This is a genomic window from Candidatus Thalassolituus haligoni (assembly GCF_041222825.1).
GTDB lineage: Bacteria > Pseudomonadota > Gammaproteobacteria > Pseudomonadales > Oceanobacteraceae > Oceanobacter > Oceanobacter antarcticus.
Genome location: NZ_CP139482.1, coordinates 2,404,292 through 2,425,185, shown reverse-complemented (window position 1 = coordinate 2,425,185; position 20,894 = coordinate 2,404,292). Strand labels below are relative to the sequence as shown.

18 protein-coding genes and 1 pseudogene are annotated in these 20,894 nt (G+C 53.7%); 10 read left to right on the top strand and 9 right to left on the bottom strand.

All coding sequences use genetic code 11. From position 1 onward, the window contains the following. Positions 1-2 precede the first annotated feature (2 nt). Both SOJ49_RS10865 and SOJ49_RS10860 read right to left on the bottom strand, forming a co-directional pair. Positions 3-2,261: a DUF6351 family protein gene (locus tag SOJ49_RS10865; RefSeq protein ID WP_369854526.1), complete on the bottom strand. Its 2,259-nt coding sequence runs from the start codon at positions 2,259-2,261 to the stop codon at positions 3-5. Between the two features lie 204 nt (positions 2,262-2,465). After that, positions 2,466-4,688 (bottom strand): DUF6351 family protein, encoded by a 2,223-nt coding sequence (locus SOJ49_RS10860; protein WP_369854525.1) that lies wholly within the window; start codon positions 4,686-4,688, stop codon positions 2,466-2,468. Between the two features lie 405 nt (positions 4,689-5,093). Here SOJ49_RS10860 and SOJ49_RS10855 point away from each other — a divergent pair, with 405 nt between their 5' ends. The 4 genes from SOJ49_RS10855 to SOJ49_RS10840 all read left to right on the top strand — a co-directional run bounded on the left by SOJ49_RS10855 (position 5,094) and on the right by SOJ49_RS10840 (position 8,454). Further along, positions 5,094-5,795, top strand: a complete 702-nt coding sequence (locus SOJ49_RS10855) for a CoA transferase subunit A (protein ID WP_369854524.1) — start codon at positions 5,094-5,096, stop codon at positions 5,793-5,795. Between the two features lie 35 nt (positions 5,796-5,830). Beyond that, on the top strand, positions 5,831-6,487 hold the full coding sequence (locus tag SOJ49_RS10850) for a CoA transferase subunit B (protein WP_369854523.1): 657 nt from the start codon (positions 5,831-5,833) through the stop codon (positions 6,485-6,487). A 344-nt stretch (positions 6,488-6,831) separates the two neighbouring features. Next, entirely contained in the window at positions 6,832-7,290 is a 459-nt protein-coding gene (locus SOJ49_RS10845; RefSeq protein WP_369854522.1) for a hypothetical protein, read from the top strand. Between the two features lie 147 nt (positions 7,291-7,437). Next, the gene (locus SOJ49_RS10840; RefSeq protein WP_369854521.1) at positions 7,438-8,454 is read left to right on the top strand and encodes an adenosine deaminase; all 1,017 of its coding nucleotides are present in this window, start codon (positions 7,438-7,440) and stop codon (positions 8,452-8,454) included. 85 nt (positions 8,455-8,539) lie between these two features. Here SOJ49_RS10840 and SOJ49_RS10835 read toward each other — a convergent pair whose 3' ends face one another. From SOJ49_RS10835 to rimO, 4 genes are all read right to left on the bottom strand, one after another. After that, positions 8,540-9,019 carry a NifB/NifX family molybdenum-iron cluster-binding protein gene (locus tag SOJ49_RS10835; RefSeq protein WP_369854520.1) on the bottom strand — a complete coding sequence of 160 codons (480 nt, stop codon included), beginning with the start codon at positions 9,017-9,019 and terminating at the stop codon, positions 8,540-8,542. A 219-nt stretch (positions 9,020-9,238) separates the two neighbouring features. Continuing rightward, positions 9,239-9,457, bottom strand: a complete 219-nt coding sequence (locus SOJ49_RS10830) for a hypothetical protein (RefSeq protein ID WP_369854519.1) — start codon at positions 9,455-9,457, stop codon at positions 9,239-9,241. A 245-nt stretch (positions 9,458-9,702) separates the two neighbouring features. Further along, complete coding sequence (locus SOJ49_RS10825) at positions 9,703-10,266, bottom strand: flavodoxin (protein ID WP_369854518.1); 564 nt, start codon at positions 10,264-10,266, stop codon at positions 9,703-9,705. A 308-nt stretch (positions 10,267-10,574) separates the two neighbouring features. Beyond that, positions 10,575-11,993 (bottom strand): 30S ribosomal protein S12 methylthiotransferase RimO, encoded by a 1,419-nt coding sequence (gene rimO / locus SOJ49_RS10820; RefSeq protein WP_369854517.1) that lies wholly within the window; start codon positions 11,991-11,993, stop codon positions 10,575-10,577. Between the two features lie 157 nt (positions 11,994-12,150). Between rimO and SOJ49_RS10815 the strand changes: the two genes are divergently transcribed. Then, the gene (locus tag SOJ49_RS10815; RefSeq protein WP_369854515.1) at positions 12,151-12,723 is read left to right on the top strand and encodes a DUF4124 domain-containing protein; all 573 of its coding nucleotides are present in this window, start codon (positions 12,151-12,153) and stop codon (positions 12,721-12,723) included. Between the two features lie 42 nt (positions 12,724-12,765). Beyond that, positions 12,766-13,995 carry a DUF3524 domain-containing protein gene (locus SOJ49_RS10810; protein WP_369854514.1) on the top strand — a complete coding sequence of 410 codons (1,230 nt, stop codon included), beginning with the start codon at positions 12,766-12,768 and terminating at the stop codon, positions 13,993-13,995. A 7-nt stretch (positions 13,996-14,002) separates the two neighbouring features. On the opposite strand, the gene SOJ49_RS10805 is transcribed toward SOJ49_RS10810, so the two are convergent. From SOJ49_RS10805 to SOJ49_RS10795, 3 genes are all read right to left on the bottom strand, one after another. Beyond that, positions 14,003-14,590 (bottom strand): DUF2057 family protein, encoded by a 588-nt coding sequence (locus tag SOJ49_RS10805; protein WP_369854513.1) that lies wholly within the window; start codon positions 14,588-14,590, stop codon positions 14,003-14,005. Between the two features lie 296 nt (positions 14,591-14,886). Then, positions 14,887-15,804 (bottom strand): porin, encoded by a 918-nt coding sequence (locus SOJ49_RS10800; protein WP_369854512.1) that lies wholly within the window; start codon positions 15,802-15,804, stop codon positions 14,887-14,889. Positions 15,805-15,927: 123 nt separating this feature from the next. Further along, complete coding sequence (locus SOJ49_RS10795) at positions 15,928-16,914, bottom strand: TRAP transporter substrate-binding protein (protein WP_369854511.1); 987 nt, start codon at positions 16,912-16,914, stop codon at positions 15,928-15,930. 389 nt (positions 16,915-17,303) lie between these two features. Here SOJ49_RS10795 and SOJ49_RS10790 point away from each other — a divergent pair, with 389 nt between their 5' ends. From SOJ49_RS10790 to SOJ49_RS10775, 4 genes and pseudogenes are all read left to right on the top strand, one after another. Further along, positions 17,304-19,166, top strand: a complete 1,863-nt coding sequence (locus SOJ49_RS10790) for an ATP-binding protein (protein ID WP_369854510.1) — start codon at positions 17,304-17,306, stop codon at positions 19,164-19,166. Then, a pseudogene (locus SOJ49_RS10785) lies at positions 19,163-20,029 on the top strand (sigma-54-dependent transcriptional regulator); the annotation flags it as partial. The gene SOJ49_RS10790 and the pseudogene SOJ49_RS10785, both read left to right, overlap by 4 nt. Continuing rightward, positions 20,030-20,518: a helix-turn-helix domain-containing protein gene (locus SOJ49_RS10780; RefSeq protein WP_369858060.1), complete on the top strand. Its 489-nt coding sequence runs from the start codon at positions 20,030-20,032 to the stop codon at positions 20,516-20,518. A 199-nt stretch (positions 20,519-20,717) separates the two neighbouring features. Continuing rightward, entirely contained in the window at positions 20,718-20,888 is a 171-nt protein-coding gene (locus SOJ49_RS10775; RefSeq protein ID WP_369854509.1) for a hypothetical protein, read from the top strand. Positions 20,889-20,894 lie beyond the last annotated feature (6 nt).

The window sequence follows — 20,894 nt, the reverse complement described above, 5'->3', positions numbered from 1 at the left end:
GACTAGCCGGACGCTGGCAAGGGCTGCTCGCCCAAGCCGGGAAGGCGGAAGTCGCATACCCCATCGGGAAACACTGTCGCCAGTTGCGCTGCAAAAGTGGTGACATCCAGTGGAGTATAAAGACCGCTCCGTATCGCCTCGGCTACCGGTACTCGTTGACACATCAGGGTGGTGGCTCTGGCGTCGTCGCCAGCAGCCTGACGGCTGCTCTGGAAAAACGGCATCTGCCGGGTGCAAGTCCCATCGGGGTGGTGATTCCAGTGGCCATCCCAAACATCGTCGCCACTGGCGATCAATTCTCCTTGTTGATTAATGCAGCGATCACTGGCGTAGGCAGGGATGGTATCGCGCGCCAATTTTCCCGTGCGACGCTCACTGAGCCAGCGATCCATGGCAGCGAAGGCATCCCAGCGGGCTTTGTAGCCGGGTTCACTCATCCAGATACTTTGCCAGCGATTGAATCCGTTGCGGGCAATGATCCGGCTGCGGGACGAAACCGCCGACCAGCTGTGGTGCATGTCCGGTTTGGCGTCTTGATACGGGCGTACGTCGATCAGCGGAATATCGAGTTTGCCGCTGAATACATTGCCGGATAGCCAGGCCGCTTTGGCGGCTTTTCTGGAGCCGGTGCTGCGCGGTGCCAACGACATCAGGTGCCCTTCGTGGGTCATGTTGTGTTCGCCATAGGGGCTGAAACGACGCCAGCTGTCATCGTTGCTGGCTAGCCAGAGGTGTGGCTGCTTCATCTCCGGCTGGGGTTTCCAGCCGCCAATCTTGCGATTGAGATCGAAAAACTGGGCGGCACTGATGAGGCCGTTTTTCCAGGCATTCAGGCCATATTGAACGCCACGGTTGTCGCTGGGAAGCAGTCCATATCCCTGAGCGTCGGTGCCGTATACCTGGCGCAAGTCCTGCCAGTGATTCCAGTCGGTGGCGGCATTGACGGCAGCGCTGTAACGGGGGTAATGGGTATTGAATCTGGGGTTGTTGACGCTGGCTGAAATACCACGCCAGCTGTGGGCGCATTCGGTGGTACCAGCGGGAATGACCGGCCATTCCAGTCGCATCAGGCTGGCAGCCCAGCTCAGATAATCGACCACGCCGGGCTGAAAGTCGTCGGTGTAACTCAGTCCTTCAATCAGGCTGCGGTGCTGCGGGTTGCGCCAGAAGTCACGGTCAGTGGCGAGATGGTCGAAGTAGTATTCCAGCAACTCGCAGTCCAGCCCGTAAGTGACTTGGGTGACCATATCCGGGTAGGCGATAATCGCCACGCCGCCATCAATCAGACCGGGGCGGTTCTGTGCCAGCAGATACTGTTGCAAGCCTCCACCGGAATCACCAAAACCTATGGTGTAGTCGGGTTTGCCATAGCGGCTAATAAATTGCTGTTTGAGCCGGAGGGCGGTGTCTTCCTGGAGCCAGACGTTGTAATGAAAGTCCGTCTCGGTGCCGGTGGAATAAACGACAGCAAAGCCTTGCTCCAGCGCCGGTTTCATATCACGCAGCAAGCGTTGTAACCGCGCTTCGCCCTGTTGGAAACCAATGCCGACAGCACCCTTGAAGTTGTAGACCAGCTTGCCATTCCAACGACTTTTATCGATAGCGTCTGGTTGATCCGCATTCCCTACCGGCATCATCACGACATAGATAAACCGGTTAATGGTACCGGTTTCCATACGAATCCAGGGAGACGCCGCTGTGCTGCTGACGCCAGCGTCAGAGGTTGGCAGTTGATCGTCAAAACGTACAAAATCCGGCTTGGCGGGGTTGGCCGAGGCGGGGTCTTCAACAAAATAATGCAAGCGGGTTGGCAGCCCGCAATCCTTGCTGTAGCCGATCACTTCGTTTGTCCGTGAGCCATCGGCATTTTCTCGATATACCGCGACTCCCAGACGTTGCTGATTGTCTACCCGTGGCTGACCCAGACCGGATTCCAGCGACTGGCATAAAAACGGATACAGAGGTGGCACTTGCTGGGTGGAGCCATCGGACTGCCGTGTTGTCAGGGCAAACAAGGGCGTTATTGGCCCTTCGCTGCCGTAGGGGATTGGAAAATGGAAGGTTTCTGACGGACGAATGATTTGACTTGGCGACAATCCGGTATAGGACGGTAACGACAATACACGGCTGGCTGCTGGTATCTGCTCGACGCCAGGGAGCTCTGTTGAGTCCAGAGCATCTTTGACTAACTCTTCGACATAGAAGTAACCCGCCAACAGCAAAACAGCGACAAGCGAGATGGCGGCAAAAACCAGTTTCATAGGGATCGTCCGGTAAAGTCAGAAAATAACGGGAATATAAATTATTGGTTTGGATGACCCGAGACTGTTCGGCTGTGTGCGTCTGAATCCAGCATCGGTTTTGATTGTTGCAACGTATCTGCCCGTAGCGCCACGATATACTGTGGCGGAGGTCAGTACCATCTTCGCGCCATAATCACGCGGGCAGGAGATGGTCTGTTCGGGTTATTCGCTTGTTGGTGGTTGCTTGATGAGTTGCTTGGGAAATGCCAGATCCGCTTGCCGGTAATCACACACCCCATGACTGAAGATTTTTTGCAGCGTTGTCAGATAGGGGTGCATATTCACCGGTCGATATAATCCTTGCGCCAGTGCTTGTTCGACGGGCTGCAAGTGACAATGGAAGGTATGGCCAGCATAGTTGTCTCCAGCAACCTGCCGTGAACCTTTGAAAAACGGCATCCGTTGGCTGCAGGGACCGTCCGGTTTCCCGTTCCAATCGCCGTCCCAGACCTGCGCGCCAGTGGCGATGACTTGTTTGTCTTTGCTGAAGCAGGTATCGCGGGCCAGTGGTGGCTTGGCTTGTAAGGCCGACAAGCCCTGATTTATACCCATCAGCCATTGATCCATCACCGCAACCGCATTCCACATAGGGTTGTAGGGTTTGGCTGTGATCCAGAGCGGGCTAAGGCCAATGTTGGTGCCTGCGTCGAGCAAGCGCTGGCGAATCGACAGCGCTGCCCAGCTGTGGTGGATGTTTTGTTCGGGATCCAGATACATACGCACGTCCATGATAGGGACGTCGATCTTGCCGAGGAAGACACTGCCTGCCTGATAGGCACCTTTGGCGGCGGCAAGGCTGCCATGGAAACGCGGAGCCACGGTCATCACGTTGCCGTTGTGAGTCATGTTGTGTTCGCTGTAAGGCGTCAGCCGGTAAAGCCTTGGGTCTCCACCCAGATGCCAGAGCCGTGCAGGCTGCATGTCGTCTGCGGGTTTCCAGGCACCAATACGGGCATTCAGTTCAAGAAATTGTGTAGGTGATATGACGTGCTGGCGCAGTGCCTGCAAGCCGTATTGCACACCCAGGTTGCTCCAGGGGGAATAGGCCCGGCCACTGTCATCGGTACCATAGACGTCGCGGTTGTCTTGCCAGTGAGTCCAGTCGCTGTGCTGACGTACCGGGCGTGTAAAACGATCCCATGCGGTATGAAATTCCGGGTTATTGATCAGGGGCGTAGAACCGCGCCAGCCCGCGTTGCATTCAGAGCCGGGGGGGGTATCGCCAGGCCATTGCCCGCGTAGCAATTGAGCCAGCCCTGCCAGCCAGGCCATACGGGGCTGTTTGCCGGTGTTCTGATCGGGCGCAACACTCAGTCCCATCACTGCTTGACGATTGGCCGGGATGCGCCAAAAAAGGTGATCGCTGGCGAGATGGTCGAAGTAGTACTCCAGTAGTTCGCAATCCAGCGCGTACAGGGTTTGCGTCACCATATCCGGGTAAGCGATCAAGGCAACACCGCCATCAAGCAGCCCCGGAGCATTCTGGGCCAACAGATATTGCTGCAAACCGCCACCCGATCCGCCCAACCCCATGGTGTACAGTGGCTGCCCATAGCGGCCGATAAACTGGCGTTTTACCCGCCGTGCGGTATCTTCCTGCAGGCGAATGTTGTAAGTGTTGTTGGTCTCGTTAGCGGTGGAATAGATCACCGCATAACCTTGTTCCAGCGCTGGCCGCATTTCCTTGATGATCCGATCCAGACGCAGTTTGCCCTGTTGGAAGCCAATGCTGATACCACCCTTGAAGTAGTAAATCAGTTTGTGGTTCCAGAGTGTTGTATCGGGGTCGGCGGGCCGATCCTGATCGGTCGTTGGCATCAGCAGGGTATACATATAGCGGTTGATCGTGCCAGTTTCTGCCCGTATCAGCAGCTCTGTGTTGGTGGGCACTTTCAGGATGTCGGCATCGACCTGCTGCGGGTATTTGCGGTCGTCGTTGAGGTAATACAGATAATGCAGCTGAGAGCGCAGGCTGCAATTCTTACTGTAGCCAACAATCAAATCCGAACGTTTGCCGTTCGGGGTTTCGGCAAATACCGGCACCCCCCAGCCCTGAGTGTTATCGACCAGTGGCTGCCCCAGTCCGGATTCTTCGCTCTGACATAAAAAGGGATACTGTAACGATCCAGCATTGAGCGGTTCTATCGGCCCCTTGTCTCCCAAATCAATCGGAAAGTGGAAATATTCCTCCGGCAAGGTCTGGAAGCGGGGAAACACCCCCTGATAGGGCGGCAGATTTGTCTGGCGGGCTTGTGGCGGAATACCAACGACCCTGGGCCAGGGACTGTCGAGCCCGGCCTGCTGGCGCAGTTCCATATAATAGTGGTAGCCATAACCCGAACCTGCGGCCAGCAGCAACAGTGCTACCAGTAAACCCTTTTTCATGCGTCGAATCCCCGTTTTTTGCCAAACGGCCCTGTTTTCGTGGATAGAAGGGATAATCCTCCGTAGTCATCCGCCGTGGTGATGCTGGCGATAGGCCAAATTCGTATCGGTATGCTCTGAAATACAGCTTAGTCCACTTTGGTCATGGTGACGGGAACCCATTGCATCACTCAATATGCTCTTCGGCACTACGTATTGGTTGTGGGAATGGTGATTCGTTTGAAAAACAAATCAATATATCCGAATAATCTACTTAACGAATTAAAAGAAATCGACGAGACTGGGGGCGTCATACAGGTTATTCGGCAGGTTCCACTGGGTACAAGGAACTCGTCAGGCTCAAATAATCCTAACTAATCCAGCATTTATACTCTGTGACAGGCACCTGGTGCCAGGAGAACAAACATGGCAGGTTTTGATAAGGTCGTTGGCAGTTATGCCGAGGCAATGGAAGGGCTCGAAGACGGCATGACCGTCATCGCTGGCGGTTTTGGCCTGTGTGGTATTCCGGAAAATCTGATCGCCGAGATCAAGAACAAAGGCACTCGTGAGTTGACGATTGTATCGAACAACTGCGGTGTGGACGGTTTCGGTCTTGGTATTTTGTTGGAAGACAAGCAAGTTAAAAAAATGATTTCTTCTTACGTGGGTGAAAACGCCATGTTCGAGAAGCAATTGCTAAATGGTGAGCTGGAAGTGGAATTGACCCCGCAAGGTACCCTGGCTGAAAAAATGCGTGCTGCGGGCGCAGGTATTCCAGCTTTTTATACCGCCACTGGCGTTGGTACGCCGGTCGCGGAAGGCAAAGATACGCGTGAGTTTCATGGCCGTGAATACCTGTTGGAAGAATCCATTCAAGGAGATTTTGCGATTGTAAAAGGCTGGAAAGCCGACCGGTATGGCAATGTGATGTATCGCCATACGGCACAGAACTTCAATCCGATGGCAGCCACTGCCGGAAAAATCACCGTTGTAGAGGTAGAAGAGCTGGTGGAAGTTGGTGAACTGGAACCTTCCCAGATCCACACCCCAGGCATTTATGTCAACCGCTTGATCGTCGGTAGCTTCGAAAAGCGTATCGAAAAGCGGACAGTGTCTGACAGCTGATTCAACGACTACACAACTAACAACAGGTGACGACAATGGCTCTTACTCGTGAACAAATGGCACAGCGTGTAGCTCGCGAACTTCAGGATGGTTTCTACGTAAACCTGGGTATTGGTATTCCGACGCTGGTGGCCAACTACGTGCCCGCCGGTATGGAAGTGATGTTGCAATCAGAAAACGGCTTGTTAGGCATGGGGCAGTTCCCTACCGAAGCCGAAATCGACGCCGACATGATCAACGCTGGCAAACAGACCGTTACCGCTGTACCGGGCGCGTCTATTTTTAGCTCGGCTGAATCTTTCGCCATGATCCGCGGTGGCCACGTTGACCTGACCGTACTGGGTGCATTCGAAGTGGACGTCAACGGCAACATCGCCAGCTGGATGATCCCCGGCAAACTGATCAAAGGCATGGGTGGTGCAATGGATCTGGTGGCCGGTGCCGACAATATCATCGTCACCATGACCCACGCCTCCAAACACGGTGAATCCAAACTGTTGCCAGAATGCAGCCTGCCACTCACCGGCAAGGGCTGTATCAAAAAAGTCCTTACCGACCTGGCCTGGCTCGAAATTGAAGACGGTGCCTTCCACTTGAAAGAACGCGCACCCGGCGTATCGGTAGAAGAAATCATCGAAAAAACCGCCGGTAAACTGATCGTACCAGACGACGTACCGGAAATGACGTTCTGATCGGCTTCTAATATCTGAAAAACCAGGCTTCTAGATGCTGTTTTATTGAGCAGGACAGCACAACGGAACAGGTATCACGCTGGAATTTGACAGCAGTAACAAAAAGCCCGGCCAGAGCAATCTGGCCGGGCTTTTTGTTACACGCCATTCTGAATATTGAACCCGCCTCGTGCGCGGATTCCTGCTAAGAAGGCAGTAATCGGTCTGGCGGGAGTATTGGCAGAAAAACAGGTACTGAATTCTTTGGTACTGACGGAGTTTGCAGTCAGTTGAGAGGTTTCCCGCTGGTGTTTCGTGATCTGCTTTCGTTATATTCTGCTCCAGTGACTCCAAGGACATCGATCATGGCTCTGCTGCAACGGATCAAGAAGAACCCCAAGCATTTTTTGTTAATTGCGATCACGGCACCTGCGATTTACGGCCTGATTATTCCGGTGGTGGTTGCGGATGTGTTTGTGTCGCTGTATCAGGCCATGTGTTTTCCGGTGTATCAGATTCCCAAGGTGAATCGGCGGGAATATCTGGCGCTCGACCGTGGCAAATTGTCGTATCTGACGCTGATGCAAAAAATCAATTGCTTGTACTGCGATTATGCCAATGGTGTGTTTGCGTATGCTTGCGAAGTGGCTGGGCGCACGGAGTGGTACTGGTGTCCGATCAAACACCCGGACAACGTCAAGCGAGCTCATGATCACTACGACGCGTTTATCGATTACGATGATGGGGAGAGCTTTCCTAAAAAGCACAAAGCCAGGCGACAGGCTTGTCGTGCGTGTGAAAGCAGTTGTTCACCGAGCGAGTAGATCAAGCATTCTGATCACTTAAGATTATCTGAGGTGACTGTCAGCTTCCTGCTGGCTCTGTTTCTTTTACTGCGGCACAATACCTGACCGAGCGGTCGGGTTCGACCGACTATCCTTGTAATACGATGACTGACACCACAGGTCCGCATGAACGATTTCAAACAATGGCTGCGTGCCATGCCCAAAGCCGAACTTCATTTGCACATCGACGGCAGCTTGCAGGCCAGTCGCCTGCTTCAGCTGGCCGCTAAAAATGGCGTTGAGATTCCTTACGACAGCGTTGAGTCGGTGGAGCAGGCCTACAATTTTGACGATCTGCAAAGTTTTCTGGATTTGTATTACCTGGGTGCCTCGGTATTGCGTGACGAGGAGGACTTTTATTACCTGATGAAGGACTACCTTGATAAGTGCTGTGAGCAGAATATTGTTCATACCGAAATCATGGTGGAACCTCAAACCTATCTGCCGTATGGCGTGGCAGTTGAAACTGTGCTGGCAGGTTTCTGTAAGGCGATTGCAGCTGCCAAAGCACAAAATGGCCAATCGGCGTTGATGATCCTGAGTTTGTTGCGTCATCTGAGTGAGGAAGAAGCCCTTGCGATGCTGGATAGCGTAGAGCCATTCCGGAACGATTTTGTGGGAATTGGTTTGGCCAGTTCGGAGTTGGGTAATCCGCCAGAAAAATTTGCACGGCTGTACGCCAAGGCTAAAGAGCAGGGTTATAAGCTGATTGCTCATGCCGGGGAAGAAGGGCCACCGGAGTACATCTGGGGGGCGTTGGATGTGCTGCAGGTGGATCGTGTTGATCACGGTGTGCGTTGTGTGGAAGACGAGGCCCTGGTGAAGCGTTTGATTGCTGAGCAAGTGCCGCTGACGGTGTGTCCGTTATCTAACGTGCGTTTGTGTGTGTTTAACACCATGGCCGAGCATAATATTCTGGAGATGCTGGAGCAGGGGTTGTGCGTGACGGTGAACTCGGATGACCCCACCTATTTTGGCGGCTTTATGAACGAGAATTTTGAAGCACTGGCGGACGATCTGGGGATGACCAAAGCGCAAGCAGTGCAGTTGGCGGCCAACAGTTTCCGCGCCAGCTTTTTGAGCGATGAAGAGAAACACGCATTTATTCAGCAGTTGGAGCAGCATGCTGCGATAGCGGCGTAGCAAATATCAGGTCTGGCCGGTGTAAAACGCCTTGGCCGGTGCTTGTATCATGCGGAAACCCCGAGCAAGGCTGGCTGGCGATGATTTATCCGTCCCAGCCTTCGTCATCCATATCGTCAAAACGACTGTCGGTTTTGTTTTGCGATTTGTCTTTTAATATTTTTGCCAACCAGAATTCTGGCGTGCCATTCATTTGTTTTTGAATGTCTTCGATCAATTCTTCAACATCCGGGCCACCACTGACCTTGATGGGATTGACCCCCAGAGCAATGAGCTGACGCGTTGCCGAGCCACCAATCGAACCGCAGTAAACAACGTCGGCTCCCACAAGCCAGGCCAGCTTGGGTTTCAGTTTGTCTTCGTTACCATCTTTCTTTTCGTGGCCGAATTCCTGACTGGCCAGTAATTCAGCAGAATCAGCGCTAACGGCAAACAGGTAAAACGCCTGGGCAGAACCAAAATGCTGATCCACCATATCGCCGTCCATAGAGGCAAAGGCAACCAGAACTGCTTGTGGGTCGGCTTCTACGTCTGCAACGCAGGCGACGCTTGTCAATTCGCTCATACTCTCTCCGATGGCAACGGGTCAATGACTGTTACCGATGGTGTTGCAAACACCAGGCCATAAAAATCCCATCAAGCTTGGATTTAATTCAATAAAATCAATTGGTTAAAAAATATGTGATTGGAATGATCGCTGGAATAACCTCGATGAGGGGAGAGTAGTTATCTCCTTGTCGGCTTTCTGACAAATCTTGGTGACATTGACTCTTGGACAGCGTCACTAATTTACCTTGGGATAGCGCGCCGCCGCCCCGTCAGCGGTTGTGGCTAATATTCGAGGCCGGGCCAGCATGGCAGCTGGCGCTCCCAGGATGCGGAGCTTATCCATGGCGTTGGATGTTCCGGGAGGGTGGGCCGCCGCGCCCGCCAGGGTTGTGGCTAATATTCGAGGCCGGGCCAGCATGGCAGCTGGCGCTCCCAGGATGCGGAGCTTATCCATGGCGTTGGATGTTCCGGGAGGGTGGGCCGCCGCCGCCGTCAGCGGTTGTGGCTAATACTTTATGCGGGGCCAGCATGGCAGCTGGCGCTCCCAGGGTGCGGAGATTATCCGTGACGTTGGATGTTCCGGGAGGGCGGGCCGCCGCGCCCGCCAGGGTTGTGATTAATATTCGAGGCCGGGCCAGCATGGCAGCTGGCACTCCCAGGGGCGGAGCTTATTAAAGGCCTGTCTGAAAGGATCGCTGTTTAAGCGACAGCTTCTGTTTGTGCTAATGCCGCCAGGAGTTCTGGTTTGATCTGCTCAATCCAGCCAGCCATGCGTTTTTCTGTTTCCACTCCCTGGTTTTTATTATCCAGCGCGAGGCCGACAAAGCGGTTATCGATCACAGCTCGGGATTGCGAGTAGATATAGCCTTCGGTATCCCAGCTGCCGATGATTGTAGCGCCGAGTCCTTTAAACAGGCTGTATAGCTCGAACATGGCGTCGCAGTAACGCTCACCGTATTTTACCTGATTGCCCAGCCCATAAATGGCGACGGTTTTGCCGGTGAAATCGGCCCCTTCCAGCTGTGGCAGAAAATCCAGCCAGCTGCCGCTGCGGATATTGGTTTCTGTTCCTGGCAGCTGGCCTTCGCCATAGGTCGCTGTGCCGATAATCAACGCCGGGTATTGCATCAGATCGTCGAGTGTCGCCCGGTTGATGTTTAATGGTTTTGAGGCGATGTCGTCGCCGAGCAGTTTGGCCAGTTTTTTCCCGATCAGACGGGTGGTGCCAGTGTCGGTGCCAAAAAAGATGCCTACTTGATTCATATCATGATGCCTTTGCTAAACGCTTCGATGAGATGACCATTGCAAAATTAAAACCAGACCGGCTAATAACCGGCTACCGCGATTGTTTGGGCTTGAAGTCTGATGTCAGGCGGCCTGGATTCAGGCGGTGGTTGGGCACCGGGCCGAATGGTTGGCGTCCACCGTGGTTAAAATGTGTGGTAGCTGACCGGATTTTGTGTCGAAAACAACAATGCTGAATGACTCGGTCGTTTTGTTTGCTGCAGCTGTGCGGAATTTTCGGGGGGACGGAAGAAAGGAGCGGGCCAGCGACCACACTCCCGGCGGGCTTATTCGTCGTCGAGCTGACTTTGCGGAGCTTCCATGACTGGCGATGCCCACAGGTCGTATTCATCGGCGTGCTCAATTTCTACTTCGATGATGTCGCCCGGTGCGCATTCGTGGAATTCGTTCAGGTACACCATGCCGTCGATGTTGGGTGCGTCGCCCATGGTGCGGCCAACAGCGCCTTCGTCGTCGATTTCGTCAATAATCACCGCCATACGCTGGCCTATTTTGCGGGACAGTTTGCGCGTGCTGATGGTTTGCTGGGTTTGCATAAAGCGGTCGTAGCGTTGTTGCTGAATCTCGGGTGCAACGTGGTCTGGCAGGTCGTTGGCTTTGGCGCCGTCGACCGGGCTGTATTTGAAACAGCCGACGCGGTCGAGTTCGGCTTCTTCGAGCCAGTCGATCAGCATCTGGAAATCTTCTTCGGTTTCGCCAGGGAAGCCCACCACGAAGGTGGAGCGGATCACCAGTTCTGGCACCATCTCACGCCATTTTTTGATTCGTTCCAGAGTGTTTTCGGCGTGGGCCGGACGTTTCATCAGCTTCAGAATACGTGGGCTGGCGTGCTGGAAGGGAATATCCAGGTATGGCAGGATTTTGCCTTCGACCATGAGTGGTAATACGTCGTCCACGTTGGGGTAAGGGTAAACGTAGTGCAGACGGACCCAGGCACCCAGGTTACCGAGTTCGTTACAGAGGTCGTATAGCTTGGTTTTAACCGGTTTGCCGTTCCAGAAGTCGGTGCGGTATTTGCGATCAACGCCGTAGGCGGAAGTGTCTTGTGAGATCACCAGAATTTCACGGGTACCGGCATCTACCAGGCGTTTGGCTTCATCCAGTACATCGCCTATCGGGCGTGAGACGTGTTTGCCGCGCATGTCTGGGATGATACAGAAGGTGCAGCCGTGGTTGCAGCCTTCCGATATTTTCAGGTACGAGTAGTGGCGCGGGGTCAGCTTGACGCCTTGGGGAGGCACCAGGTCGGAGAAGGGATCGTGTTCCCTTTTTAGCGGTGGCACCCATTGGTGCACGGCGGTCATCACTTCTTCGTAGGCTTGGGGGCCGGTGATGGCAAGAATGTTGGGGTTTTGCTCGCGAATGGTGTCGGCATCTTTACCCTTGCCCATGCAGCCGGTCACAATCACCTTGCCGTTAGCCGCCATGGCTTCGCGAATGGCTTCCAGAGATTCCTGTTTGGCGTCGTCGATAAAACCACAGGTGTTGACCACGACCACGTCGGCATCGTCGTAGCTGTTGACCACGTCGTAGTTATCCATTCGCAGTTGGGTCAGAATGCGCTCGGAGTCGACCAGCGCTTTCGGGCACCCGAGGCTGACGAACCCGACTTTACCGCTGCTGCCAGCAGTGCCGGAGCCGGAAGATGGGGTTACGGAAGTCGTGATGTCGGAGTGGTCTGTCATGCGTCGCCTCTGAAAAGCCGAGAATAAGGGCCGAGAAAGGGCAGTTACTGGCCCTGGTTCGAAAAAAGTCCGTCAGTTTACCTGACCGCAACGCCGTCGTCATGGTTATGCAGCCGCCGGATGCCAGCAATGTGTTTTGCAGAAAAGAGGATGTGTCATGGAAGCGGTTATGGTGTTGGGTAAGCGGGTGTTCTGCTGTTTGCGGGCCTGTGCTACTGGGGTCGCCAGGGTTGTCATTTTGTTGCTGCTGTCTCAAGCGTTATGGGCGGGAGAATATTATGTGTGCACCGATGCCAACGGCAAAAAGCTGTTTTCGCAGACCCCTTGTCCGGCTGGTTATCCATCGTCGCAGTCGCAACATTATGAAGTCCCGGCGAATACCGGTGCATCGCTGTCGCCTGCTGCGGCAGACGCCGGGGAGCGCAGTATCAGTGTCGACAATCAGGGTTTGCAGGAGATGACCACCAACAACCGTCGTATCGAGTTGCAGCGTAAGCTGGCGCAGGCGCAGCAGGCGTTGACGCAACTGTCGCAGCGTCAGGCGGAGGTGTTAACGCCGCTGGAGCAAACCCGCGATGGTATTGCTGGTAATAATGCCAATAATCGTCGTCAGCAGGTGAATGATCAGATTATCGCTAAAAAGGCAGGGTTTGATGATGAACGGGAGGTGTTGAATAACAGCATCGCTGCTTATCGAACCGAACTGGATCAATTATCCTCTGGCCATTGACCTGGCGTTGCCTTGATTCCAGGCGAGTTGCTGGTGATGGTTATGGCACGCCCAAAAATCCTGTTGTTATCTGCTTATCGTTCTGACAGTCATGGTTACTGGTCGGACTGGTTACAGACGGATCTCGACGCTGACTGGCAAGTACTGGAGTTGCCCGGTCGTTATTTTCGTTGGCGTATTCGCGGTAATCCGTTGTCGTGGCTGGATGCCTTGTCTCGGGTGCTGGACGGCTGGCAACCAGAGCGGATTCTTGCTACCAGTATGGTAGATATCGCCACCATCAAGGGGTTGTTCCCGGCCTTGGCTGATGTTCCTTGCAGCTATTATTTCCATGAAAACCAGTTCGCCTATCCGGTAGCTGCCGGGCAGCACAGCTCGGTTGATCCCTTGATGGTGCAGCTGTATGGGGCCTTGGCCGCAGATGAATTGCTGTTTAACTCCCGTTTTAATCAGTACAGCTTTCTCGATGGCGTTGATGCCCTGATCAAGCGGCTGCCGGATCAGTTGCCGGTGGGGATTCGTGCTCGGCTGGAGGGGAAATGCCGTTGGTTACCGGTGCCAGTGAGGACTCCTGTGACAGTAACGGCAACGGCTCGGTCTCCCATTGCAGTCAAGACCGCTGACGACGCTGAGCCATCAGGACTGGTAGAGGGCGTTCCTAATACAGACAGTTTTATACCGTTATCTTATTCCGGCGTATTAACCCGTGAGCCATTACTGTTGTGGAATCATCGCTGGGAGTATGACAAGCAGCCGGAGGACTTTCTGGCGCTGCTGCTGGAATTGAATGATCTGGGAGTTGGCTTTCGGCTGGCGTTACTGGGGCCGCGACCGAAACAGATTCCGGCGGCGCTAACAGCCATTCGTCAGCGCTTTGGGGATGTCATTCGTGTCGATGGTCGTGTCAGCCGGGAGGAGTATATTGGCTGGCTGACGCAGGCGGATGTGGTGGTCAGTACGGCGATTCATGAATTTCAGGGTGTGTCGGTGCTGGAGGCTGCGGCGCTGGGAGCCATTCCGTTGGTGCCGGATGCGTTGTGTTATCGCGAGCAGTATCCGCCGTTGTGTCGGTATCCCCCCGGCGATATGGCTGCTGCGGGGCGGCGTCTGATTCCGTTGTTGGCTCAGCCGCAGCCTGAATTAACGCTGCGGCCGTGGTTGGTGGCGAATCAGCAGATGGAGGGCGATAACAGGATTCATACGCCGACATCGGCCAGCGAGCGCTGGCAACACTGGCTGTTGTCGGTGAAGTCGATGGGGCTGGGGCGGTGAAATCGCTTCAGTGTTGCTCTTGCAGCCATTGATGAAACGCGGCCTTGTCGCTATCACTGCTGGCATTCCAGATATCCTGCAGCTGTTCCAGTCGAGTAACCGTACCGGTCTTGTCTTTGACTGCGACGTAGGCGACTTTCTGTTCTTTTTCGACCACGGGCTGGCCGGTAATCTTGTGGCTACCACCAATCAGCCAAATGGGGGATTTGGTTTGCAGCTCTTCGGCCTGATCGCGGTCACGTACGGGGGCATGGGTTAATACATAACGTTGACCGGCGCGGAAATCATTGTCGATAGCGACGGGTTGCCAGCGAATCAGGTAGCCGGACTCATCCGGGGTGTTCCAGTTTTCTTCGTATTGCACCACAATTCTCTGGCTGCCTTCGGTCAATAACAGTCGGTATTGGCCAGTGTACAGGCTGGGTGAATCCACGTTCTGGCCGTTAATGGCGAGCACACGCAGGGTCGATGGCACAATCACTTCTACGTTGCCCTGACCCAGTGTGGTGAGGTCGTTTGCGGGTTGAACCGAAGAGACTGAACAGGCCCAAAGCAGGGAGGTCAGTGCAACAAATAGGGCTTGCAGGCTTTTCATCAGTACGAAATCTTTATTTCCGGGTTTAGGTAAGTTTCTGGCTATGGCTATGATTCTGTGGCCGTGTTGCTTGGCCGTGTTGCTTGACCATGATGGTTGCTGATCATCGTTGAAGTCATGATGGCAGGGCGGCAAGCCGTCAGCGTCAAAGACCAAAAAGCCCACTCCATTAGAGCGGGCCTTGGCATACTAGCATATTTTATTGGGTCATTTAGGCCCATACAACACTGGTCTTAAGTGCTCTCCGTATCCGTATTACTACTGGGAGTCGCGGGTTGTAAAGGTCTTGTGCTGACTCAGAAGTCGTAGCGTACGCCGAGTTCTGTTTTGGTCACCGCGTCGTTGGTTGTGCGGCTGGTATCCAGTTTTTCCAGGGCTACCCAAACCTGAAATTGCTTATCCAGTGCATTGACGTATTCAATTTTTCTTGAAGCCTTGTCACCGGATTGGTCACATTTATTGACGGCGAAGCGGGCATGAATTTTGTGAACACCGGTCTTGTAAGCACCGTAAACACCGTTGGTCGATGTTTTCTCGCCGCTACACAGGTTGCTGCTTTTGTAATCGAACGAGTCACTGGCGCGGTGAGTGAACGCAGACAAGGTCATTTCATCCAGAGTGTACCAGACGCGTGCGCCCAGGATTTGTCCGTTATTGTCGCCATTTTTGTCTTTAACCAGTGCAATCTGGCCCTTGAATCCGCCGATTTTGTATTCACCACCAGCCTGGACGGTGTCGATATTGTTACCGTCCTTATCTTCGGTCTGGACACCTAATCCAAGCGTGAAGCCATTACCTTTATAGTAGTATTGGGTCAGGCCGTCGTCGCGAATTGTGTACATGCGCAGGGAATCCGAACCGTTGCTGAAGTAGGCACCACGGACAAATTTGTGCCAGACGGTTGTCTGCGATCCATGGTACAGCTCGCCCAACGCACCTTTGACACCGACATAGCCTAAACGCAGGGTGGGTGCTGATTTTTGCTCGAAGTCGACGCCGTATTCAATGCCACCTACGGCGGTCAGGCCGTGACCGATGTCGCTACTGGCCTTGATGCCAAAACGAGTCAATTTGTCGTCGCTGCTCATGGCGCTGTCTTCCTTGTCCAGAGCAAGGCGCACGGAGCCGTAGACATCTACTTTGGGCTCGGCAGCGATTGCGGCTGTTGCCAGCAGGCTCAGGGAGATGGCGGTTGCAGTCCTGGTCAATGTCATTATTTTGCTCTCTTTATTGTTATTGGCCTTGTGGCCAGTCTTCGTTTTGATGGCTGTACCTAGCCCCTGGCCTTGAACGTTCAAGACCAGTAAGGGGCTTTGGAGGAGAAAAAGCGGGGAGAATTACGGGTTGTTGGCTTCCAGGGCGGCGCCAATCAGATCTGGACCAATTTCGTCGGCAAACATTTTCCAGACGGGTTTCATGGCGTTAACCCATTGCTGGCGTTCTGCTTCGGTGATGGTCAGTATTTCGGTTTTGCCGGAGTCGATAATTTTCTGGCGGTCTTCTGCACCCTTTTTCAGGGCGATACGGTTACCGTGGGCAATGGCTTCGTCCATCGCGGTTTTCAGCTTGGTACGAACGTCATCTGGCAGGCCGTACCAGAACTCGGCAGAAGTCACGACCATGTAATCCAGTACGCCATGGTTGGTTTCGGTGGCGTACTTCTGCACTTCAAAGAATTTTTTCGAATAGGTGTTGGACCAGGTGTTTTCCTGACCATCAATCGCTTTGGTTTGCAGCAGGGTAAATACTTCCGAGAATGGTTTTTTCAGCGGGATTGCCTGTACGGCTTCAAACTGTGCCTGCAAAACGTCGGAGGTCATGATGCGGTACTTCTTGCCGGAAATATCCGCAGGAACGCGAATCGGGGAGTTGTCGGTCAGTTGCTTCATGCCGTTGTGCAAGTAGCCGAGGCCAACCAGCAATTTGCTTTCCATGGATTTCAGCAATTTCTGGCCTTCCGGGCCTTGTTGAAAACGGTCGACGGCTTCGATGTCCTTGAACAGGAATGGCAGGTCGAACAGTTGCAGCTGGTCGGTGTACTTCTGGAACTTGGACAGCGCTGGGGCGGCCAATTCAACGTCACCGAGCTGCATGGCCTGCAACACGGTAGAGTCGGTGAACAGCTGGGAATTAGGGTATACCTTGACGTCGATCTGGCCGGGCAAAGCGGCTTCTGCGAGTTCTTTGAACTTCAGCGCCATCTGGCCTTTGGGGGTGTTTTCGGCGACGACGTGGGAAAACTTGATTTCGATGGGCTTGGCAGCAGCCTGGTTAAATGTCAGCAGGCTGGCGCAAGCCAGCACAGTTGCGACTAAGGTTTTCATGGTCGATCCTCACTCTTAATTTTTATTGGCGGTGCTGAATGCTCTGGAATATCGGTGTGTCCAGGACGAATTCTTCAGACGACTGGTGATTAGCAACCCGTATGCCAATCTTGAAAATGGCTGCGATCATCTGCACGCTGGAGGCTGTCGTCGACGCTCAAACAGGTTGTGGGTATGGCCTGATTAAAGACGAAAATGCCGCTGTTGCCGGGGTTCGAAAGGAAAGTCAGTCTGTTTCCTGAGACCTTGGGTCGAGCGGGATGAGTGGCCCGGATAGTAGCGTTGGGTACGGCAGGTAATTTGCTACAAAGAATGGCTGGTATGATTTCTTTATTTTAAAAGGGTGGTCTTATACGCATGAGATGTTGTCAATGGGGGGAGATACACCCATGAGCATGGTCACTGATTCCCTGACAACGGGAATTCAGCCAACGGTGGCGGATTTGGAAGCGCACCGCTCCGTTGCGCTGTCGTTGACCTTGTTGCTACTGGGGTGGCTGGTGGGCGTGGTATTGGTGGTTGCCACCGTTTGGCAGTTGCAGGAAGACGAAGCGCTGCAGGAGTTGGCGCAGGAGGCCAAGGTTATGGCGGATAGTGTCAGTAGCCATTTGCAGCAGTATCGGGGGATTGCAGATGCGGTATCCGACTTGCGTACCTTGCGGGAGGTGCTGGGTGCTCCGACGCCCGACGGGCTGGGTAAACTGAATCGTTTCCTGCAACAGACCAATCGCAGCCTCGGCAGCGATACTCTTTTTGTGCTTAACCCGGCAGGTATTGTGGTGGGTGCCAGTAACTACGCCAGTAAGAACAGTTTTGTTGGCCATGACTTTGCTTTCCGGCCTTATTTTCAGCAGGCGGTATTGGGTGAAAGTGCCGGTTATTATGCGGTGGGGTTGATTTCCCAAGGTCGAGGCTATTATTTCTCTGCCCCGATTCTGGATGATGGCAAGGTGCTGGGTGTGGCGGTGGTGAAAATATTGCTGGAACCTGTCTTTGAGCGACTGGCTGCCAGGCAGCATGATTTTCTTCTGATTGGCTATGATTCGGTTATTTTTGCCGCTTCAAACCAGGATTGGCAGCTGCGCAGTCTGAATCGTTTGCCCGAGAGCCAGCGTGTGGCTATCCGGCAGTCACATCGTTATGGCAATTCCTCTCTTGCGCCGATGGCGACCAGTCCCGAGAGTGATCAGAATCTGTTTGATGATGCGTATATTCAGCTGGTATCTGGTGGTGTGATCCAGCGCTATCTGGTCGGGCGAGCGTTGGTACGGGAGGCGGGCTGGCATTTGTTTGCGGTCATGCCACGGATGGAATTGCTGCGACGTACGCTGCAATTCAGCATCTATTTTTCGCTGGTGTACGGACTGCTGGTGTTGTTCTGGCTGTATTGGCGCAAGCGGTCGGAGGTTCAGCGCCATGTGAATAGCATGAATCTGGAGCTGGAGCGCCGGGTCGCCGGCCTGACCTCGGAATTGACGGAATCCAATGCTGAGCTGAAACAGCTGGTGGCTCACTATCAGCGTACCCAGAGCGAACTGGAAACCACCCAGAACCAGTTGATCCAGACCGCCAAGCTGGCAGTGCTGGGTGAGCTGTCGGCCGGAATCAATCATGAACTTAACCAGCCACTGTTGGCACTGCAAACCTACGCCGAAAACAGCCAAAAATTGCTGGCTCGTGAACGCTTCACTCTGGTGGCCGATAACCTGCGTGAGATCCTCCAGATTACTGGCTCCATGCATGCCATTGTGTCGCGCTTCAAGGTTTTTGCCCGTCGCTCGCCTCCCGACCCGCGCCCGGTCGATGTGAACGAAATCATCAATGCTGCCTTGATGATTATGAAACCGTTACTCAAAAAAGCCGGTGTCGGAATTGAGGTGGAATTACCCCCAAGCGGGCAAATGATTCTCTGTGAGCCGGTGCAGATACAGCAGGTGTTGATCAATTTGCTGACCAATGCATCGGAAGCGATGGAGGGCGTCGTTGATGCCAGCGTGCAGGTGCGGGTAGAGGACGGTGATGATCAAATCCGGATTCTGGTCATCGACAATGGCCCAGGGATTGCTAAAGAGCTGCAAAGCACAATCTTTGAACCCTTTTTTACCACCAAGCGTAAAGGGTTGGGGATAGGGCTGGCGTTATCGCGCCGGATTCTGGAAACCCTGTCGGGCAGTTTGACTGCGGAATCGGGTGTAAATGGCGGAACGGTCTTTGTGATGACATTGCGCAAACATAGGGGAGTGGATGAATGATCGAAGTGTTGGTCGTTGACGATGAAGAAGGGGTGCGCAAGGCACTGGCACAAACACTGGAGATCGAAGGCTTTGCAGTGATCACCGCCGCCAATGGCCAGGAGGCTCTGGCACAGGTATCGGGAGACTGGTCTGGTGTGGTGATCACCGACATCAATATGCCGGTGATGGATGGCATGGAGCTGATGCGTGCAATCCGTCTGATTGATGCCGATATGCCAGTGATCCTGCTCACCGGTCATGGCGATGTTTCGATTGCTGTCGATGCAATGCGGCAGGGTGCTTACGATTTTCTGGAAAAACCCTTTTCAACCGATCATTTGCTGGAAACCGTACAGCGCGCCCATGAAAAACGTTTGCTGACATTGGAAAACCGCCAGTTGCGGCAAGAGGTCGAAGTACAGTCGCGACCCGGCCCCCGGATTATCGGTCATCATCCTGATATGAAAAAATTACGGGATACCCTGAATCATATTAAAGACACCCCGGCGGATGTGCTGATCAATGGCGATACTGGCTGCGGCAAGGAGCTGGTCGCCCGTTATCTGCATAGCCACAGCAAGCGCAGCGACAAGGCATTTGTGGCGATTAACTGCGGTGCAATCCCGGAAAATCTGATCGAAAGCGAGTTGTTTGGCCATGAAGCGGGGGCATTTACCGGAGCGGGTAAAAAACGGATCGGCAAGTTTCAGTATGCCAACGGCGGTACGTTATTGCTTGATGAAATTGAAAGTATGCCGATGGTGTTGCAGATCAAAATGCTGCGCGTACTGGAGGAACGCAAGGTGGAGCCACTGGGTGGCAACCAGTAAATTGACCTCAATGTTCGCGTGGTTGCTGCAACCAAGGTGGATCTGAAGGCGATGAGTGACCGGGGAGCGTTTCGTCTCGACCTGTATTACCGTCTGAATATGGTTCAGGTGCATATTCCGCCGTTGCGGGATCGACGTGAAGATGTGCCGGTGTTGTTTGAGCATTTTGTCTGGGCGGCTGCCAATCGTTACGGTTCGGAAGTGAATGCGTTGAGCGCCGGACAACGGCAACAGTTACTGGCCCATGATTGGCCGGGTAACGTGCGTGAGTTGCGTAATCTGGCGGAATGTTTTGTCTTGTTGGGTGGCGAGCGGGCGTTCGATAGTTTGCTGAAGTCGGGTGGGGCCGCCGGGCGAATATCGCTGGCGGAACAGGTCAGCCGCTATGAAGAAATGCTGTTGCGAGAAGTATTGGCCCGCCATCAGGGAAGACTGAAAGAGGCTCAGGAAGAAATGGGGCTGGGGCGCAAGACCTTGTACGAAAAAATGAAAAAATTTGATCTGGACAAGGAAATGTTCAAACAGACAGGGGATGACTGACCCCCAAATGGAGGATTTGAATGGGGGTTGATCCCCCCATTTTTTTGCAAGGATCCATCCTGATCGAGACGATTTTGCTGTTCTGCTGGCGACTAATAATAAAAAACAGTCACTAGATCGAGCCGAATAATGCGGTTGGCTCACCCGCCAGGTTAACTTCCAGAGCTGCATGCAATCCGCAGGATACAGGGTTTCCGCCATGTACAGCCTGGTTGCGGTTGTTTTCCCCTGGCGCTGGTTGTTGTTTCAGCCAGAGCTGCCTTTGTCAGGTGTCACTCCTTTTTTGTTTATTGGCACAGCACTTGCTGATGCCGGGAAGATGTTCATATCGTTCGAATTTCCCGCTGGCCATCCTGGCCGAAAACAATAAAAGGAG

Bases quoted from the DNA above. Each gene is read 5' to 3' on its own strand.
- SOJ49_RS10865 (WP_369854526.1), bottom strand. From the start codon at position 2,261: ATGAAACTGGTTTTTGCCGCCATCTCGCTTGTCGCTGTTTTGCTGTTG.
- SOJ49_RS10860 (WP_369854525.1), bottom strand. From the start codon at position 4,688: ATGAAAAAGGGTTTACTGGTAGCACTGTTGCTGCTGGCCGCAGGTTCG.
- SOJ49_RS10855 (WP_369854524.1), top strand. From the start codon at position 5,094: ATGGCAGGTTTTGATAAGGTCGTTGGCAGTTATGCCGAGGCAATGGAA.
- SOJ49_RS10850 (WP_369854523.1), top strand. From the start codon at position 5,831: ATGGCTCTTACTCGTGAACAAATGGCACAGCGTGTAGCTCGCGAACTT.
- SOJ49_RS10845 (WP_369854522.1), top strand. From the start codon at position 6,832: ATGGCTCTGCTGCAACGGATCAAGAAGAACCCCAAGCATTTTTTGTTA.
- SOJ49_RS10840 (WP_369854521.1), top strand. From the start codon at position 7,438: ATGAACGATTTCAAACAATGGCTGCGTGCCATGCCCAAAGCCGAACTT.
- SOJ49_RS10835 (WP_369854520.1), bottom strand. From the start codon at position 9,019: ATGAGCGAATTGACAAGCGTCGCCTGCGTTGCAGACGTAGAAGCCGAC.
- SOJ49_RS10830 (WP_369854519.1), bottom strand. From the start codon at position 9,457: ATGGATAAGCTCCGCATCCTGGGAGCGCCAGCTGCCATGCTGGCCCGG.
- SOJ49_RS10825 (WP_369854518.1), bottom strand. From the start codon at position 10,266: ATGAATCAAGTAGGCATCTTTTTTGGCACCGACACTGGCACCACCCGT.
- rimO (WP_369854517.1), bottom strand. From the start codon at position 11,993: ATGACAGACCACTCCGACATCACGACTTCCGTAACCCCATCTTCCGGC.
- SOJ49_RS10815 (WP_369854515.1), top strand. From the start codon at position 12,151: ATGGAAGCGGTTATGGTGTTGGGTAAGCGGGTGTTCTGCTGTTTGCGG.
- SOJ49_RS10810 (WP_369854514.1), top strand. From the start codon at position 12,766: ATGGCACGCCCAAAAATCCTGTTGTTATCTGCTTATCGTTCTGACAGT.
- SOJ49_RS10805 (WP_369854513.1), bottom strand. From the start codon at position 14,590: ATGAAAAGCCTGCAAGCCCTATTTGTTGCACTGACCTCCCTGCTTTGG.
- SOJ49_RS10800 (WP_369854512.1), bottom strand. From the start codon at position 15,804: ATGACATTGACCAGGACTGCAACCGCCATCTCCCTGAGCCTGCTGGCA.
- SOJ49_RS10795 (WP_369854511.1), bottom strand. From the start codon at position 16,914: ATGAAAACCTTAGTCGCAACTGTGCTGGCTTGCGCCAGCCTGCTGACA.
- SOJ49_RS10790 (WP_369854510.1), top strand. From the start codon at position 17,304: ATGAGCATGGTCACTGATTCCCTGACAACGGGAATTCAGCCAACGGTG.
- SOJ49_RS10780 (WP_369858060.1), top strand. From the start codon at position 20,030: ATGAGTGACCGGGGAGCGTTTCGTCTCGACCTGTATTACCGTCTGAAT.
- SOJ49_RS10775 (WP_369854509.1), top strand. From the start codon at position 20,718: ATGTACAGCCTGGTTGCGGTTGTTTTCCCCTGGCGCTGGTTGTTGTTT.